Origin of the sequence: Clostridium sulfidigenes (genome assembly GCF_000732635.1) — a bacterium.
Lineage (GTDB): Bacteria > Bacillota > Clostridia > Clostridiales > Clostridiaceae > Clostridium_J > Clostridium_J sulfidigenes.
Window position 1 is genome coordinate 22,765 of record NZ_JPMD01000026.1, and the last position, 16,908, is coordinate 39,672.

The 16,908-nt window shown below is 28.3% G+C and carries 17 protein-coding genes; 16 read left to right on the plus strand and 1 reads right to left on the minus strand.

The features are described from left to right. Nucleotides 1-63: 63 nt before the first annotated feature. From IO99_RS10600 to IO99_RS10640, 9 genes are all read left to right on the plus strand, one after another. Nucleotides 64-1,383 (plus strand): MATE family efflux transporter, encoded by a 1,320-nt coding sequence (locus tag IO99_RS10600; RefSeq protein ID WP_035133206.1) that lies wholly within the window; start codon nucleotides 64-66, stop codon nucleotides 1,381-1,383. A 92-nt stretch (nucleotides 1,384-1,475) separates the two neighbouring features. Next, nucleotides 1,476-2,303 carry a MerR family transcriptional regulator gene (locus IO99_RS10605; RefSeq protein WP_035133207.1) on the plus strand — a complete coding sequence of 276 codons (828 nt, stop codon included), beginning with the start codon at nucleotides 1,476-1,478 and terminating at the stop codon, nucleotides 2,301-2,303. A gap of 28 nt (nucleotides 2,304-2,331) precedes the next feature. Beyond that, the gene (locus IO99_RS10610; protein ID WP_035133208.1) at nucleotides 2,332-2,886 is read left to right on the plus strand and encodes a histidine phosphatase family protein; all 555 of its coding nucleotides are present in this window, start codon (nucleotides 2,332-2,334) and stop codon (nucleotides 2,884-2,886) included. 89 nt (nucleotides 2,887-2,975) lie between these two features. After that, entirely contained in the window at nucleotides 2,976-3,647 is a 672-nt protein-coding gene (locus IO99_RS10615; protein WP_035133209.1) for a response regulator transcription factor, read from the plus strand. Nucleotides 3,648-3,686: 39 nt separating this feature from the next. Continuing rightward, nucleotides 3,687-4,745, plus strand: a complete 1,059-nt coding sequence (locus IO99_RS10620) for a sensor histidine kinase (protein WP_035133211.1) — start codon at nucleotides 3,687-3,689, stop codon at nucleotides 4,743-4,745. Between the two features lie 94 nt (nucleotides 4,746-4,839). Beyond that, complete coding sequence (locus IO99_RS10625) at nucleotides 4,840-5,610, plus strand: ABC transporter ATP-binding protein (protein WP_035133213.1); 771 nt, start codon at nucleotides 4,840-4,842, stop codon at nucleotides 5,608-5,610. Beyond that, nucleotides 5,600-7,585: an ABC transporter permease gene (locus tag IO99_RS10630; protein WP_035133215.1), complete on the plus strand. Its 1,986-nt coding sequence runs from the start codon at nucleotides 5,600-5,602 to the stop codon at nucleotides 7,583-7,585. The genes IO99_RS10625 and IO99_RS10630 overlap by 11 nt, the downstream gene beginning before the upstream one ends. Nucleotides 7,586-7,817: 232 nt before the next feature. Beyond that, on the plus strand, nucleotides 7,818-8,708 hold the full coding sequence (locus IO99_RS10635) for a class I SAM-dependent methyltransferase (protein ID WP_035133217.1): 891 nt from the start codon (nucleotides 7,818-7,820) through the stop codon (nucleotides 8,706-8,708). 117 nt (nucleotides 8,709-8,825) lie between these two features. After that, complete coding sequence (locus IO99_RS10640) at nucleotides 8,826-9,251, plus strand: hypothetical protein (RefSeq protein ID WP_035133219.1); 426 nt, start codon at nucleotides 8,826-8,828, stop codon at nucleotides 9,249-9,251. A 51-nt stretch (nucleotides 9,252-9,302) separates the two neighbouring features. Here IO99_RS10640 and IO99_RS10645 read toward each other — a convergent pair whose 3' ends face one another. After that, complete coding sequence (locus IO99_RS10645) at nucleotides 9,303-10,094, minus strand: lipid II flippase Amj family protein (protein ID WP_035133221.1); 792 nt, start codon at nucleotides 10,092-10,094, stop codon at nucleotides 9,303-9,305. A 244-nt stretch (nucleotides 10,095-10,338) separates the two neighbouring features. On the opposite strand from IO99_RS10645, the gene nadA reads away from it, so the two are divergent. The 7 genes from nadA to IO99_RS10680 all read left to right on the plus strand — a co-directional run bounded on the left by nadA (nucleotide 10,339) and on the right by IO99_RS10680 (nucleotide 16,908). After that, complete coding sequence (gene nadA, locus IO99_RS10650; RefSeq protein ID WP_035133222.1) at nucleotides 10,339-11,247, plus strand: quinolinate synthase NadA; 909 nt, start codon at nucleotides 10,339-10,341, stop codon at nucleotides 11,245-11,247. 1 nt (nucleotide 11,248) lies between these two features. Beyond that, a complete protein-coding gene (locus tag IO99_RS10655; RefSeq protein ID WP_035133224.1) occupies nucleotides 11,249-12,571 on the plus strand; it encodes an L-aspartate oxidase in 1,323 nt (440 codons plus the stop codon). Beyond that, a complete protein-coding gene (gene nadC / locus IO99_RS10660) occupies nucleotides 12,549-13,388 on the plus strand; it encodes a carboxylating nicotinate-nucleotide diphosphorylase (protein ID WP_035133273.1) in 840 nt (279 codons plus the stop codon). The genes IO99_RS10655 and nadC overlap by 23 nt, the downstream gene beginning before the upstream one ends. A gap of 113 nt (nucleotides 13,389-13,501) precedes the next feature. After that, nucleotides 13,502-14,188 (plus strand): pseudouridine synthase, encoded by a 687-nt coding sequence (locus tag IO99_RS10665; protein WP_035133226.1) that lies wholly within the window; start codon nucleotides 13,502-13,504, stop codon nucleotides 14,186-14,188. Nucleotides 14,189-14,312: 124 nt separating this feature from the next. Then, the gene (locus IO99_RS10670; RefSeq protein WP_035133227.1) at nucleotides 14,313-14,612 is read left to right on the plus strand and encodes a zinc-ribbon domain-containing protein; all 300 of its coding nucleotides are present in this window, start codon (nucleotides 14,313-14,315) and stop codon (nucleotides 14,610-14,612) included. A 36-nt stretch (nucleotides 14,613-14,648) separates the two neighbouring features. Then, the gene (locus IO99_RS10675; protein ID WP_242844118.1) at nucleotides 14,649-14,984 is read left to right on the plus strand and encodes a DUF2085 domain-containing protein; all 336 of its coding nucleotides are present in this window, start codon (nucleotides 14,649-14,651) and stop codon (nucleotides 14,982-14,984) included. A 118-nt stretch (nucleotides 14,985-15,102) separates the two neighbouring features. Continuing rightward, a complete protein-coding gene (locus IO99_RS10680; RefSeq protein WP_035133229.1) occupies nucleotides 15,103-16,908 on the plus strand; it encodes an FUSC family protein in 1,806 nt (601 codons plus the stop codon).

Genomic DNA, 16,908 nt, shown 5'->3' on the forward strand with positions numbered 1-16,908 from the left:
CTCTATACTAAGGATAGACTTTATTATGTATAAGGTAGTATAAAAAACAAAGGAGAATAAAGTATGGAAAAAGAGAATAGATTGAAAGAGTTTTTTAAATATGCAGTGCCTTCTGCCCTTGCCATGTTCATATCATCTTTATATACAGTAGTAGATGGAATATTTGTTGGTCAAGGTGTTGGTGATTTAGCATTGGCAGCAGTAAATATTGTACTTCCCTTTACCGTGATGTTATTTGGACTTGCTTCAATGTTTGCCATAGGTGGAGGAACGTTAGTATCGAAAAACATAGGTGCAAATAATATAGATAGAGCAGTAATTATTTTTAGACAAGTATTTAAGTTTCTTTTAATAACTAGCGGCATTATAAGTATTATATGTATTATATTCACAGAACAAATAGTAACTATTTTAGGAGCAACAACTAGTTTGAAAGGATTAGCAGTGGAATATTTAAGATTTTATGCAATCTTTTGTATCCCTAACTTGATAGGAATAGTACTAAGTAGTTTTGTAAGAAATGATGGAAGGCCAAAGCTTGCCATGATATCAACAATTGCAGGAGCAGTAACTAATATTATCTTAGATTATATATTTATATTTAAATTTGGATTAGGCATAAAGGGAGCTGCAATAGCTACAGGCCTTGGTCAAATTATTACAGTATCTGTGTTATTGCCACATTTTATTATGAAGAAAGGTTATTTAACCTTTGGTAATGTAAAAATAAATAAAAGGGATTTAAAAGAATTTTGTTTAATAGGATTTCCGTCTTTTTTTGCTCAAGGAAGTTATTCAATAATGGTATTAATACATAATATTGTTTTAGTTATGTTTATTGGAGAAAAAGGAATTTCAGCCTATAGTATAATTAACTATATAACAACAAATATATATATGGTTCTTTATGGCTTGACTTTAGGAGTACAACCTCTTATTAGCTATAATTTTGGTAAAAAAGATGGAGAACAAATGCTAGGATTTTTCAAGATAACATGTATATCTTCAACAATAATTAGTGGTTTCTCTGTTATAATATGTTTTATATTTGGTCCAGCACTTATAGGTATATTTACAGCAGATCCTGTAATTGCAAATCTTGCATATATAGCGCTTAGAATAGCAAGTGTAAGTTATTTTGCCGTTGGAATAAATTTAAATACATTAGTTTATTTCCAAGCCTTAGAGATGCCAAAATACTCAAATTTAAGTTGTCTTTTAAGGTCTGTTATTTACTTGCCAATTTCACTAATGATACTTTATAAAGTCTTTGGAGCGAATGGAATTTGGGCAGGTACAATATTATCGGAAAGCCTTACATTTATAACTATAAGTATAGTGGCTAATATAAGAGTATCTACTAAAGAAGTATTAAGTGCATAAAATTTAGAATAGTAGAGGGCTGCCCAAAATTTAAGGATTTTGGGCAGCCTATTTTTGAAATTTAGGATATAATAATAATGGGGTGAGAGTATATGGATACAAGATTTTCAATTGGTGAAGTATCTAAATTACATAATATTTCTATACAAACATTAAGGCATTATGACAAAATTGGATTGTTAAAGCCGGCCTATGTAAATGAAAAGAGTAAGTATAGATACTACTCAGTAAAACACTTTATAATTTTAGATTTGATAAAACAATGTAAAGCTATGGGGTTATCTCTAGATGAAATAAAAATACTAGTGAATAATTACACTTCCATTAACTCCATTTTAGATATAATAACAAAGCAAAAAGAAATAGTAGAAGAAAAGATAAAAGAGTTAGATAGCATAAAAAATAATATATGTTTTTTAGAGGATAGAATTCAAACAGTATTAAAAGAGGGAATAAATGAGCCTTTCATAAAATATTGTACTGAAAGAAAATTTATAAAATATAGTAATACCCATAGATATACAGAAGAATTTGAAATAAATCTATCTAAAACCTTAGGATATATTGAAAAAAAGTATGGAAGCACTAATAAAGAGTTAGTTTTTCCAACATCTTATGAAGACTTTAAAAATCAAGAAAAGTTAACTTATAATAATTTAATGATAAGTATAAATGAAAGCATGGATATAGATGAAAAGAAAGTAATTACACTAAAATCAGGAAATTATATTACAATAAATTTTGATGATGATTATAAAGATACAAGTAAATATTACAGAAAGTTAGTTGAGTATATTGAAAAAAATAATATAATAGTTAGTGGAAGTTTTTACGAGATATACATAATGACAAGATGCGGAATAGATAAAGAAGAAAAAGCTTTAGGACAAATTCAAATTTTAATAGATGAGAATAAGTAATTTTAAATGACAATATAGGAGAGATAGCATGAAGAACATTTATTTAATTAGACATTGTAAGGCATATGGACAGCCAGCTGAGGCAGAGTTAACAGAGGTTGGTATAGATCAAGCGCTAGAATTAAAGGACTATTTACTAAAGTATAGTATTAATTATATTGTATCTAGTCCCTATGTAAGGGCTATAAAGACAATAACACCCTTTGCAAAGCATTTAGGGTTAGAAGTAAATATTGATGAAAGAGTAAGAGAAAAGTTATTGATACCTTATGTGGTAGATGATTACACACCTTATTTATTAGCAGCATATGAAGATATGGATATAACCTTTCATGGAGGAGAATCTTCAAATGAAGCTACTAAAAGGGCTATTGAAGCTTTAACTGATATTTTAAAGCTAGAAGAGGAAAGTGTAGCAATAGTAACCCATGGAGAGTTATTTTCTTTAATAATGAGGTACTTTGATAAGGTTTCAGGTTTTGATTTTTGGAAGAACTTAAGTAATCCAGATGTATATTTATTGAGATTTGAAACTAATGATATAAAAAGTATAGTAGATATTAAGAGAGTATGGAAGGCTTAGAATAAGATAAAAATTTTCTTTGAAGAAACATAATAGATTTTGTTAAAAGAAACCAAATTACATATAATTATAGATGAGGTGGTTAACTTATGAAAGAAAAGATTTTTATTATTGAAGATGAAGAAAAGATTAGAAGAGAACTAGGTACTTTTTTAAATAGATATGGATATGACATTGTAACCTCTGATAATTTTGAGAACATAGTAGAGGAGGCTTTAGAGGCAGAACCTAATTTAATATTATTAGATATTAATTTACCATATTATGATGGATACTATATCTGTAGAGAAATAAGAAAAACCTCTAGTGTGCCTATTATTGTTGTAACTAGTAGAGATAGTGATATGGACGAATTAATGAGTATGAATCTAGGGGCTGATGATTTTATTACTAAACCATATAACACTGAAATATTATTAGCTAGGATTGCATCAATTATTAGAAGAACTTATAGAAGTAATGATATGGAGATTTTTCCTTGTAGAGAACTTAAATATAATATTTCTACCAGTGAAATAGAGTTTGATGATAAAAAACAAGAATTAACTAAAAATGAAAGTAAAATTCTATATACATTAATTAAAAACAAAGAAAAAATAGTATCTAGAGATGAACTTATGAAATGTCTATGGCAATCTGATGAGTTTGTAGATGATAATACCTTAACTGTAAACATAAATAGGCTAAGAAAAAAACTAGATGAAATAGGAGCTGTTGGATATTTACAAACTAAAAGAGGACAGGGGTATATTTTAGGTTAAAACATTAAAATAATTTAAACCTAAAGGAAGGAAATTTTAATGAATATTAAAGAATATATAAAAGAAAAAATAGTTTTTTTGATTATAAATTCAATAATTTTTCTATTTACAGGAATATTGTTAAAAGCATTAAAGGTAGATATATATGCCATTTTTTTTGTGGAGGTTCTGAATTTTATAGGCTCATCACTGTTTTATATATTTGATTATTTTACAAAAAGAAAATTTTATAATAATCTTTTACAAGGCTTAAATAATCTAGATAAGAAATATCTTATTTCTGAAGTTATAGAGGAGCCTAACTTCTTAGAGGGAAGAATTTTATACGAAGTAATTCAAGAGACAGATAAGGCTATGAATGATGAAATATCTACATTAACCATTAAAAATAGTGAATATAAAGATTATATAGAGTTGTGGGTTCATGAAATTAAAACACCTATTGCATCTAGTAGATTAACCATAGAGAATAACCCATCTCCCATTACAAAGAGTATAGAGGAAGATTTAGACAAGGTAGAAAATTATATAGAGCAAGCTCTTTTTTATACTAGAAGTAATAATATAGAGAAGGACTATATGATTAGAGAAATAAGTCTTAAAAACTGTATTAATGCAACAATAAAAAGGAATGCTAGAGTTCTTATTGAGAAAGGAATTAAAATTGAAATTGATAATGTAGATAAAACCGTTTATGCGGATAGTAAATGGGTAGAATTTATATTAAATCAGATTTTATCAAATTCTATTAAATATATGAAATTCCCTAAAAGTGTTAGAAAAAACTCAATAGATAAAGAGAATAAAAAACAAGACACTATTAAAATATATTGCATAGAAAAGGCAGAGGACATTATTCTAAACATAGAAGATAATGGTATAGGTATTGGCGAAAGTTCCATTGGTAAAGTATTTGAAAAAGGATATACTGGAGAAAATGGAAGAATCTTTGGAAAATCCACAGGAATAGGCTTATACCTTTGTAAAAATCTCTGTGAAAAATTAGGGCTTGGTATAAAGATAAGGTCTAAAGCTTATAAAGGTACTACAGTATCTATCTTGTTTCCTATAAATAAAATGTTCATATTAAAAGATTAACCTAACAAAAACGTAAGATTTCTGTTAGGTTTTTCTATGGATGGATATTTTCTATACATGTAATATATAGGTATAGAGAACAGGAGGAAAGAAAATGAATAAAGAAGTATTAAAAGTAAGTAATATAGAAAAGTACTATGGAAGTAATGGTAATATAACTAAGGCCATAAATAATATTAGTTTCTCTGTGGAAGAAGGAGAATTCATAGGAATAATGGGGGCTTCCGGTAGTGGAAAAACAACTTTGTTAAACTGTATATCTACCATAGATAAGGTAACTAGTGGTCATATTCATATTGAAGGAAAGGATGTAACTTCAATAAATTCTAAGGGATTAGCTAGATTTAGACGAGAAAATTTAGGTTTTATATTTCAAGATTTTAATCTTTTAGATACCTTAACTGCCTATGAGAATATTGCATTAGCACTAACTATTGGAAAGGTAAATCACAAAGAGATTAATAGAAGAGTTGAAGAGGTTGCTAAGAGTTTAAATATAGAGGAAGTCTTAAATAAATATCCCTATGAAATGTCAGGTGGTCAAAAACAAAGAGTAGCATCAGCTAGAGCTATAATTACAAATCCATCTTTAGTTCTTGCAGATGAGCCTACAGGTGCTTTAGATTCAAAATCAGCAAAGATGTTACTAGAAAGCTTGGAGGAGCTTAATACTAATTTAGGAGCTACTATTATGATGGTAACTCATGACGCCTTTACAGCTAGCTATGCTAGTAGAATTCTATTTATAAAGGATGGTAAGATATTTAATGAGTTAATTAGAGGAAAGGATTCAAGGAAGGAATTCTTTAATAAGATAATTGAAGTGGTAACTCTACTTGGAGGTGACCAAAGAGATGTATTTTAAATTAGCTGCTAGGAATTTAAAAAGAAGTTTTAAGGATTATACTATATATTTCTTAACTCTAGTATTTGGAGTATGTATTTTTTACACCTTTAACTCCATTGAAGCTCAAAGTATTTTAATGGAAGTTAGTGAAATGCATAAAAATATGTTTCACCTAATAAGTGAAATTATGGGAGTAGCATCAATATTTATTTCATTTATATTAGGATTTTTGATAGTCTATGCCAATAATTACTTAATTAAAAGAAGAAAAAAGGAATTTGGAGTTTATATGACCTTAGGTATGGAAAACTCTAGATTATCCTCCTTATTATTTATAGAGACTATGATGATAGGAGTAATTTCTTTAGCATTAGGTCTTATATTAGGAATATTTTTATCACAAGGACTATCTGTAGTTACAGCAAAACTTTTTAAAGTGGATTTAACAGGGTTTAGATTTATATTTTCTATGGATGCCTTTATAAAAACTATTCTTTGCTTCGGCGTTATATACCTTATAATTCTTATTTTTAACTCCATTATTGTAAGAAAAGTAAAACTAATAAATCTATTAACTTCTGCTAAGTTTAATGAAAAGATGAAAATAAAAAACATATGGACCTCTGTAGTTGTATTTATAATTAGTGTAATAACTATAGGAAGTGGATATTACATAGTGCTTAAAAATGGAATATCTAGTTTTGATAAAAATATATTAATAGCCATTGCACTTGGAGCTGTAGGAACTTTTCTATTTTTCTTTTCCCTTGCAGGATTCTTACTTAAGGTAGTTCAAAGTAGTAAGAAGTTTTATTTAAGAAATTTAAATATGTTTGTGTTAAGACAAATAAATAGTAAAATTAACACTACATTTATATCTATGACCTTTATATGTTTGATGCTATTTGTAGCTATATGTACTCTTTCAGGAGGACTTGGAATTAGTACCGCTATGAATACTGAAATTGAGGATTTAACTCAATTCGATATGAGCTTTTGGGACAATGAAGGAGAAGATATAGACACTGTATTAAAAAAATATAATGTAGATATATCAAAATATGAAGATAACTATGTAAGCTATAAGGAATATGATAGTGGAGTTAGCTATAGAGATTTTTTAAGTGAAAAAGGCTTAGAAGATGGAAATAACTATTATCCTGTATTTAAGAATTTACCAATTAGTGTTATGAAGGTATCGGATTTTAATAAAATAATGAAAATGTTAAATAGAGAAGAAGTAAAACTTAAGGTTGGAGAATATGCGGTCTTTGGTGATATAAGCGATATGATTAAAAATTTACAAGAAACTGTAGATAGTGGAAAAGAAATTACTATAGGTGATAATAAACTAAAACCATATCATGGTAATGTTTTAGAGGCGGTAACTTATTCTTCTATGATGAAGCAAAATATTTGTGTATTTTTAGTAGAGGATTCTATAGTAGAGGGACTAACTCCCACTAGGGGATATTTGAATTTAAACTATAGTGGAGATGGTAGTGAGATAAGAGAAGCTTTAGATGTTAATATTAGAGAATATAATGGCAATGATGATTTAAATACTAGATATATTACTAAGGAAGAAATTAAGGAGCAGTCTACAGGATTAGGAGCTTTAGCATCATACCTTGCCATATACATGGGAATCATATTCCTAATTACTTCAGCAGCGGTATTAGCCCTTCAACAGTTATCAGAATCTGCAGATAACACAGAAAGATACAATCTTCTAAGAAAGGTTGGAGTAGATGAATCGATGATAAATCACTCTGTATTAACCCAAGTAGCAATTTACTTTATGATGCCCTTATCTTTAGCTATAGTTCACTCTATAGTAGGATTAAAATTGGCTTCAGATATAGTAGCTATATTTGGAGGTGCAAGCATGGTGGATCATATAGTAGTTGCATCGGTGGTATTAGTAATAGTTTATGGTGGATACTTCTTAGCCACCTATTCTGGAAGTAAAAAAATGATTAAAGGAAACTAGTAAAAAGTTTAAAATTTATAATATATAGTATAGTAAACTACTTCAAATTAAATAGAATTTGAAGTAGTTTCTTTTTAATGTGTAGATATTTACAATAGAATATGTTACCATATAAGCTATAAAATTCAATTATATGTAATAGAAAATCTTTTTTAAAAGAAATAATTTGAGTAGCTTGTTGAGTAGAAAGAACAGGGAATATTATCTTTATTCTATTAGGGAGGGGAAAATTGTGAATGAATCATATTGGAATGGGAGATTGGATTTTTTAAAAGCTATACGTACAGGATGGTGTAATAATGATTATATAGAATTCCTTGTAGAGAAGGTTTGGAAAATTAGTAAACCTGTAAATATAATTGATTTTGGTTGTGGCTTTGGATATGTTGGATTACTATTATTGCCCATATTACCTAAAGGAAGTACATATACAGGTATTGATATTAGTGATACTCTCTTAGATGATGCAAAAGACATTTTTGCAAATTCAGGCTATATAACAAAATTTATAAAGGCAGACTTGAATGAGTATATACCAACTGAAGATTATGATATAGCTATATCGCAAGCAGTATTAAGACATATTCCAAATACAAAGAATATTCTTGATAAAATGATACAATCAGTTGTAAGTGGTGGTTTAGTTGTTTGTATGGAAGCAGACCTAGAAATAGAAAAGACAGGTCAATATTTTAGTGGACTAGATTACACTGAACTTGGAATTATACATTTACATCGAAAAATGTATAAGAAGGAATTAGAAAATGGAGGTAGAGATTATAGAGTTGGTGTTAAAATTCCTGAAATTATGCAAGAGTTAGGGTTACATAATGTTGATGTGCGAATGAATGATAGGGTTAAATTTATTAATCCTCATGGTAATAAAGAAGAACATGCTAAACAATTTGATGCAATTACTGCTGCTTGGAATTGGAATAAACAGCTATCAGAGAATGAGAAGGTAGGTTATATAAACGCTCTTATAGATAGAGGTTTAAGTGAGCAGGAAGCTAAAATATTCGTAGATGGTGAGTCAAAAATAAGTGAATATGTTATGAGTAATAAAGATAGTGCATATATTATTCAAACGCCATGTATACTTATATCTTATGGTACGAAGTAGGAGGTATTTTATGAAGATAAAAAAATAATAAAATCCTATAAGTTTAGTACAATTATATTATCTATAGTGTGCATATTTTTAATTTATTCCTTAATCAACATGAAGCATAGAGAAAATGTGCATATTTTTAAAAATTTTAATTATGGATTGGATAGTATCCATTATATTCTGGAAGATTATAATAAAAAAATCTATAATGAAGATAATGTTAATAGCAAGATTGATACTGTAAAAAGAACAATATTGAAGATAAATTTGTGTAGTGAGAGTTTAGATTATGGAATTATTAATAAAAAATTTAATAGACCAATAGAGGGATTTGTTTCTAAATTAATTGCAATTGATTATGATAAGTTAAAAGAAAACCCTGATTATTTAAATCAGGTATTAGAATTTTTAAATGAAGCTTATCTTGTATCTTCTAAAATTCATAAAATACCCCTAGAAGATTTTTATGAAGATAAGATGCTGGATATTTTTAGACTAGAATTAAGTGATGAAATAACAAATTACCTAAATAAAATGAATTCTCTAAAAATGTAAAAGTAGCTAGGGTTGTATTCATACAAGCCTAGCTATTTTTACATTGAGAAATTAAAGAATTTTAGCTACTAATACTATTATATAAGAAGCTGGTATAAGCAGTGGAAGAGCAGCGAAGGTTCCAATAGTTTTACTTCCTATCATGGCAATAACACAGCTACGAAAATCTTCTTCAGGACAATTACCATCTATTACATCATCGGTCATAATGGATAGTTGTGGATCTATAAAAATAGACATTAGGATTGTAGCAAATCCATTTATTACTGAGGATAAGGTTATACAAGTTGCCCTTAAATCAGGAACTATGGTACCAGCATAAATTGGTGCTAAGGCTCCTACAGTTAATATTGCAACTGCAATTATATTATAAATTATTATTTTTAAAGGTAACTTTTTAAAATTGATCTTAGTCACACTTTCTTTCACTGGAATTGAAATGCAGTCCCTCATATAATGGACACCTGCCTTTGAAAAACTGTGAATAATCAGCTTAGGTATAGATTTATCAATAGAAAATCGGATGACACCTTTATAAAATAATCTTTGAAAAGTAGGAATTAGAAAGGCACCTACCAGGGTAGCTATACCAGAAACTATTATAATTAACTTAAAAAGGTTTAATACATCACTTCCACCTGTACTATTCTCAACAAACTTTGTTAATAGAGGAGCTTGAAAAGTTAAGGCTGTTCTTGATACTAAAGATAATATATTAAATACAGCAAAGGTTATTGCGATTTTACCTGTTCTAACACCTACAAGTCTTACAGAGTAAGCTAATGTTCCTATTATGGCAATTATAAAATTCAAAACTAAAACAATTATAATTTGAGTACTCAAAGTTATTCCTCCGTTCCACTTTCAAATATATCTATATTTTTACAACAATTAGAAATGTATTAATAGTATATAACATATTCATAAATAAAACTAGGTTATTCAATTATTATAAGAAACACTAGGGATAGGAAAATTCATATAAATATTTTCTAATATAACTTCACATATTATTGACAAGCTCCAAGATGGTGCTATACTAGGTGTATATACAGATGTATAGTTACATGACGGAGGTGTGTAAAATTTGGGTTTAAAAGAAGACATATTAAAGTTAAAAAAAGAGAAGAATGCTTTAGTTTTAGCTCATCTTTATGAAAAAGCAGAAATACAGGAAGTTGCAGACATAGTAGGAGACTCATATTTTTTAAGCAAGAAAGCTATGGAAAGTTCTAAAGATATAATAGTATTTTGTGGAGTAAAATTTATGGCTGAGAGTGCCAAAATATTATCACCTAATAAAAGAATATTAATTCCAGTAAATGATACTACATGTCCAATGGCAGATATGGCTACAGTAGATAAATTAAAAGCTATGAAATTAAGAAATCCTAAAGCAAAGGTAGTAACATATATAAATTCAAATGGAGATATTAAAGCGTTATCTGATGTTTGTGTTACATCATCCTCTGCTAAGGCAATTTTAAATAACATAGAGGAAGAAGAAATAATATTCCTTCCAGATAGAAATCTAGGTAGTTATTTGCAAGAAAATATACAGAACAAGAAGTTTATACTTTATGATGGGTTTTGTCCAGTTCATGAGAGAGTTGAAGAGGAAGAGGTTTTAACTTTAAAGAATAGATATCCAAATTTTAAGGTGCTAGTTCATCCAGAGTGCTCTAAAAAAGTAAGAGATTTGGGAGATTTTATAGGAAGTACTTCTGAAATTATAGATTATAGTGTTCAAGATGGAACTAATGGATTTATAGTAGTAACAGAGGAAGGCGTTCTTTATCAGATGAAAGAAAAAAGTCCCAATAAAACCTTTATCCCTATTGACAACGGAATGATTTGTCCCAATATGAAAAAAATATCAATGAAAGATTTATATAATTGCTTAATTAATGAGGAGTTTGAAGTGCATATTGAAGAGGAGCTAAGATTGAAAGCTCATAAATCTTTAGAAAATATGCATCTTCTATCTAATAAGTAAAATGAATAAAAAATATGATGTATTAATTATAGGTACAGGTATTGCAGGACTTTACACTGCTTGTAATTTGAAGGATAATCTTAGAGTTTTAATAATAACTAAAAATAAGTTAAGAGATTGCAATAGTTATTTAGCTCAAGGTGGCATTTCAACCCTAAGGGATATTGGAGACAAGGAAGCTTTTATAGAGGATACTTTAAAAGCTGGCAATTATAAAAATAAATTGGAGGCTGTTACCCAGATAGTTGAAAATTCTACTGATAATATTAATAGATTATTGAGTTTGGGAGTAGATTTTGATAAGGATATTGATGAATTAAACTATACTAGAGAAGGTGGTCATAGTAAGTTTAGAATAGTGCATTCTAAAGATGAAACAGGTAAGGAAGTAATTGAAAAACTAATAAATTATGTTTCTAGTAAAGAAAATATAACTATATTGGAAGACACTACATTACTAGATATAATTCAATATAAAAATAGATGTATAGGTGGAATTATAGAACGCTCAAGTGAGATTATAACTATTAATGCTAAGGCTACAGTATTAGCTACTGGTGGCATTGGGGGGATTTTTAATTCTACAACAAATATAGAAACTATCACAGGTGATGGACTTAGTATTGCATTAAAGCATAATATTCTTATGAAGGATATATCCTATCTTCAACTTCATCCCACTGCATTATATGAAGAAGAAGTAAGGGGGCGAAAGTTATTACTATCAGAATCTCTTAGAGGAGAAGGGGGAGTAATAAGAAATGCATTGGGAGAGAAATTTGTAAACCCTTTACTACCTAGAGATATAGTTTCAAGAGAGATTTTAAAGGAAATATGTAAGACTCCACAAACACCCTATGTTTTTTTAGATATGACTAATAAATCTAAGGAGTTTTTAATAAATAGATTCCCATACATTTATGAGCAATGTTTAAAACGTGGTTATAGGATGGAGAAGGATTTATTACCAATTGCTCCAGCTCATCATTATTGTATGGGAGGAATTCAAGTTGATTTGAATTCAAAAACGTCTATGAAAGATTTATATGCTATAGGAGAAGTTAGTTGTACTGGGGTACATGGTAACAATAGACTAGCTAGTAATTCTTTATTAGAGGGCTTAGTTTTCAGTAGAAAGGCAGCACAGCATATTAATTTACTTGTAGATGAAGGTGATGATAAACTACGTGGAGAATTAGTTGAAAGAATTAATCTTAAGGCTATAAGTGATGTTAAAAATGCAAATGAAGAATATAAGTATAAGTTTATTAGTTATTTGAAGGGAAAGGTAAATGGTGAATATGTTAAACTTTTTAATTGTTGATGATATTATTAAGAGGGCTTTAAAAGAAGATAGTCCCTATGGGGATGTAACTGTATCAGCTATAGTTTCTCCTCTAGAAAGAGCTGAGGTTGATTTAATAGCTAAAGAGGATGGAATAATTTGTGGATTGGATATTTTTAAAAGGGTATTTGAAATCTTAGGAGAAGTTGAAGTGAATCTGTTTGTTAAAGATGGAGACTTAGTTAAGAATACTATGGTTATCGGTAAAGTAACAGGAAACGCCGGCAATATATTAGTAGGAGAAAGAATAGCCCTCAATTTACTTCAAAGAATGAGTGGTATTGCTACTTTAACTAACAAATATGTAAAGAAGCTAGAGGGACTTAATACAAAAATACTAGATACTAGAAAAACTACACCTAATTTAAGAGCTCTTGAAAAGTATGCAGTTAAAATTGGAGGAGGAGTAAATCATAGATTTTCCTTATCCGATGGAATACTAATTAAAGATAATCACATTGGATATGCAGGTGGTATAAAGGAAGCTATTGAGCTTGCTAAAAAGAATTCTTCTTTTGTAAGAAAAATAGAAGTTGAAACTGAAACTAAAGATCAGGTTTTAGAGGCTCTAGAAGCAGGAGCGGATATAATTATGCTTGATAATATGAGTCCAGACTTAGCAAGGGATATGGTTAAACTAATTAATGGAAGAGCATTAACAGAGTGCTCAGGAAATATCACCTTAGATACTGTTACAGACTACGGCAAAACAGGAGTAGATTATATTTCCTCTGGAGAATTAACGCATTCTGTAAAAGCCTTCGATATTTCATTAAAAAACTTTAGAAAAATATAAATATAAAATGATATAATTGTTTAAATATGATTGCTATACTAAATATATAGTAATCATATTTTTTTATTTGGTCTATTTAATAAATATTAGTATAACAAAGGAATGGATAACATATGAGGATAAATAAATTATTTAGTAATCTTGGAATTTGCTCAAGAAAAGATACTAATAGGCTTATAGAAGAAGGAAGAGTAAAAGTAAATGGAGAACTGTCTATTCCTGGGCAGTGGGTAGAACTAGAGGATGAAATTTTAATTGATGATAAGCCTATCGTAGCTAAAAAGAAAATTTACATAGCTTTTAATAAGCCCATGAGAGTTACATGCACTGCAGCTAGTGATGTGGAAAATAACATCATTGATTTTATAAACTATGAAGAATATATATTTCCAGTAGGAAGATTAGATAAAGAATCTCATGGATTAATTCTCATGACTAATGATGGTGAACTAGCGAATAAAATATTAAATTCAGATAATTACCACGAAAAGGAATATGAAGTAAAAGTAGATAAACCTATAGATGATAATTTTCTTAGGAATATGTCTGCAGGAGTATATATACTAGGAGAAAGAACTAGACCTTGTAGCATCATAAAAGTAGATGAATGTACATTTAAAATTATATTAACTCAAGGACTAAATAGACAAATTAGGAGAATGAGTAAGACATTAGGATATAATGTGGTAGATTTAAAAAGAATAAGAATTTGTTCTATAAATATAGAAGGAATAGAAGAAGGTATGTGGAGGTATCTTACTGAAGATGAAGTTATGGGCTTAATGACATCAAAGAAGTAATCTATTTCCTAATGTATATGCTATAACTTGGAAAATTTTGTTGCAATATTAATAAAAAATTTATATAATATTAATAGAAAATGTAAAAAATAAAATAATATTAAACATTATGGGGGTAAAAAGGATGTTTTGTAAAAATTGTGGAAAAGAAATAGACAATAATGCAGAAATTTGTCCACTGTGTGGAGTAAGAGTAAAGGAAGTTAAATCGGGAGCGGTAGATAAACCATCTCATTTAGCAGGTGTTGCATCATGTTGTTTTCCGGTAGTAGGAATAATTTTATATTTCTTATGGAAAGATGAAAAGCCTAAGTCAGCTAAAACACTTTGTTATTGGATGATAGGTGGATTAGTGGCTTATATAGTATTCTATATTATATGCATTGTTATAGGATTTGCATCAGAAGCAATGTATTACTATTAAAATCAAATGAAATCTATAGATAAGTTGCTATACTATATGTTTTTCTGTCATAGAATACCTGAAAGATCTTTTTTTTATAAGGGAAAGCAGTTTCCAATATGTGCAAGATGTACTGGAATACTTATAGGATATTTATTTGGAATTATATATATTATATTTTCTGAAAAACCGCATCTTTTAATTGAGATTTTACTTATCATGCCATTAGCTATTGACGGCATAGGACAATTTTATACTTATTGGACAAGTAATAATATAAGAAGGTTAATAACTGGAATTTTTGCAGGTATTGCTACCATAGGATTTTTAAGAACTGCTATAGTTCTAGGGCTTAATACTGGAAGATACATATTTAAATTAATTACTATGTAAAAAGACATTCTAAATTTTAGGATGTCTTTTTTAATATTATAACAATATTATATAGAATACCTAAATTAAATTAGCTAATAATAAGTAAATAAATATTTATTATAAGGATGTTAGTGTCATGTATAATAAACTAGTAAAGAAATTCAATATAAATACATATTCCATGATAAAGCATGGATCTGTAGCTGTAATAACTCTATTTGGAGTAGGTATATTATTTGGAGTAAAGAATATAATGATTGCTTTTCCAATAGCTCTTACTTCAACAGTTATGGGAAGACAAAATTTTCAGGTTAAGACCTTTAATAAAGCAATTAAAATAATCCTTATTGATTTAATCATTGTTTTAACAGCATATTTTTCATCCATGAATATATTTTGGGGGATACCTATAAACTTTTTTGCAATTTTTCTTATAATGTATACTATCGTATCACCCTATGATTTAACTTTTTACAAACCCTTTATAATGTTATATGTATTTACTCAATATGCACAGGTATCATTAGGAGAACTTCCCTTTAGAGTTTTATCTGTAATCTTTGGAGTTTTAATAGTAGTAGGAGCAAGCTATATAAATAGAGTAAATGAAAGATCTGTTTTAGGAAAAAGTATGCAAGAGGCCTTTATTTTAATAAATAATCAATTTAAAAATATCTTAAAGGAAGAGTATGATCATACCATAGAAGATAAATGTTCTAAAATAATGAGAGATATTGCTTATAAAGTATATGTAACAAGGCATAGAAGATATTTGACCACTAATTTAGGAAAGGTTCAATTTCAAATATTTATTAATGTAGAATACTTTAATTTATATATGATTCAACTGTATGGAGGTATTAAAAGTCTAAGTATTTCCAAGGAATATGTAGAAAAGCTAAAAGAAATAGTAGAAGCTATAATAGAGTTATGCAAAGAGAATATAGAGTTTCAAACTATAAAAGAATCTACTGATAACTTTATAAGACAATGGAGTAAAGGTGAGGAATACCATTTAGAGATATCCCTAATACTAGAAAACCTTCTTGGTAGTATTAAGGAATTGAACTCCATAGAAAAAACAGGTTCTAATAAGGTATATAAAGAGTGGGCTAGAGCTGACATAGATAAAACTAGAGTAACCTTTAAAGAATATTTCAGACCTAACACTATAAGGTTTAAATTTGCTAGTAGAATGGCAATAACTCTTACTATAGCATTACTAATAGGAGGGTTTTTGGGATTTTATAAAATAATATGGGCAGCAATAACAGTAATGTCTATTATGCAACCTTATTATGAAGATACCATTAAAAAGGCTAAAGACAGAGTTATAGGGAATATATTAGGAATTCTATTTACAGGTGTACTTATTAATGTGGCAGATTCTCAAATAATTACATTGGGAATTTTAGTTATATCTCTTTATTTAATCTACGCATTTAAGGAATACTATAAAATATCACTATTTGCAGCTATGGCATCTATATGTATAGCCTCATTAACAGAAAATATAAATATATTGATTTTATATAGAATAGTATACGTGATTATAGGGGTAGTTGTAGTGGTTATAGTGAATAGAGTTGTTTTCCCATATAGACTAAAGGATGGAGTAGAACAACTTATAGATAAAATTGCTAGGTTGAATAAAAAGCTTATAGAAGATAGTATGGAATTTTTACAAAGTAATAAGCAGATTCATGAAATAAGGGATTTGATTATCCATTCTACGCTTTTATGTCAAAAACTATATATGAGAAATCTTCAATACAATGATGATGAGATTAATAAATTTATAGCTATTAATAATAAATATGTGATACAGGTAGGATATAAGGTATTAATAGTATATGGGAAAAATGAAAATGCTAAAAAGGAAAATATAGAATCTATATTGAATCTATATGAAGACTTTAATAATAATATACGGCATATGTAA

Coding starts and splice junctions, on each gene's coding strand:
- IO99_RS10600 (WP_035133206.1), top strand. CDS start 64: ATGGAAAAAGAGAATAGATTGAAAGAGTTTTTTAAATATGCAGTGCCT.
- IO99_RS10605 (WP_035133207.1), top strand. CDS start 1,476: ATGGATACAAGATTTTCAATTGGTGAAGTATCTAAATTACATAATATT.
- IO99_RS10610 (WP_035133208.1), top strand. CDS start 2,332: ATGAAGAACATTTATTTAATTAGACATTGTAAGGCATATGGACAGCCA.
- IO99_RS10615 (WP_035133209.1), top strand. CDS start 2,976: ATGAAAGAAAAGATTTTTATTATTGAAGATGAAGAAAAGATTAGAAGA.
- IO99_RS10620 (WP_035133211.1), top strand. CDS start 3,687: ATGAATATTAAAGAATATATAAAAGAAAAAATAGTTTTTTTGATTATA.
- IO99_RS10625 (WP_035133213.1), top strand. CDS start 4,840: ATGAATAAAGAAGTATTAAAAGTAAGTAATATAGAAAAGTACTATGGA.
- IO99_RS10630 (WP_035133215.1), top strand. CDS start 5,600: ATGTATTTTAAATTAGCTGCTAGGAATTTAAAAAGAAGTTTTAAGGAT.
- IO99_RS10655 (WP_035133224.1), top strand. CDS start 11,249: ATGAATAAAAAATATGATGTATTAATTATAGGTACAGGTATTGCAGGA.
- nadC (WP_035133273.1), top strand. CDS start 12,549: ATGTTAAACTTTTTAATTGTTGATGATATTATTAAGAGGGCTTTAAAA.
- IO99_RS10665 (WP_035133226.1), top strand. CDS start 13,502: ATGAGGATAAATAAATTATTTAGTAATCTTGGAATTTGCTCAAGAAAA.
- IO99_RS10670 (WP_035133227.1), top strand. CDS start 14,313: ATGTTTTGTAAAAATTGTGGAAAAGAAATAGACAATAATGCAGAAATT.
- IO99_RS10675 (WP_242844118.1), top strand. CDS start 14,649: ATGTTTTTCTGTCATAGAATACCTGAAAGATCTTTTTTTTATAAGGGA.
- IO99_RS10680 (WP_035133229.1), top strand. CDS start 15,103: ATGTATAATAAACTAGTAAAGAAATTCAATATAAATACATATTCCATG.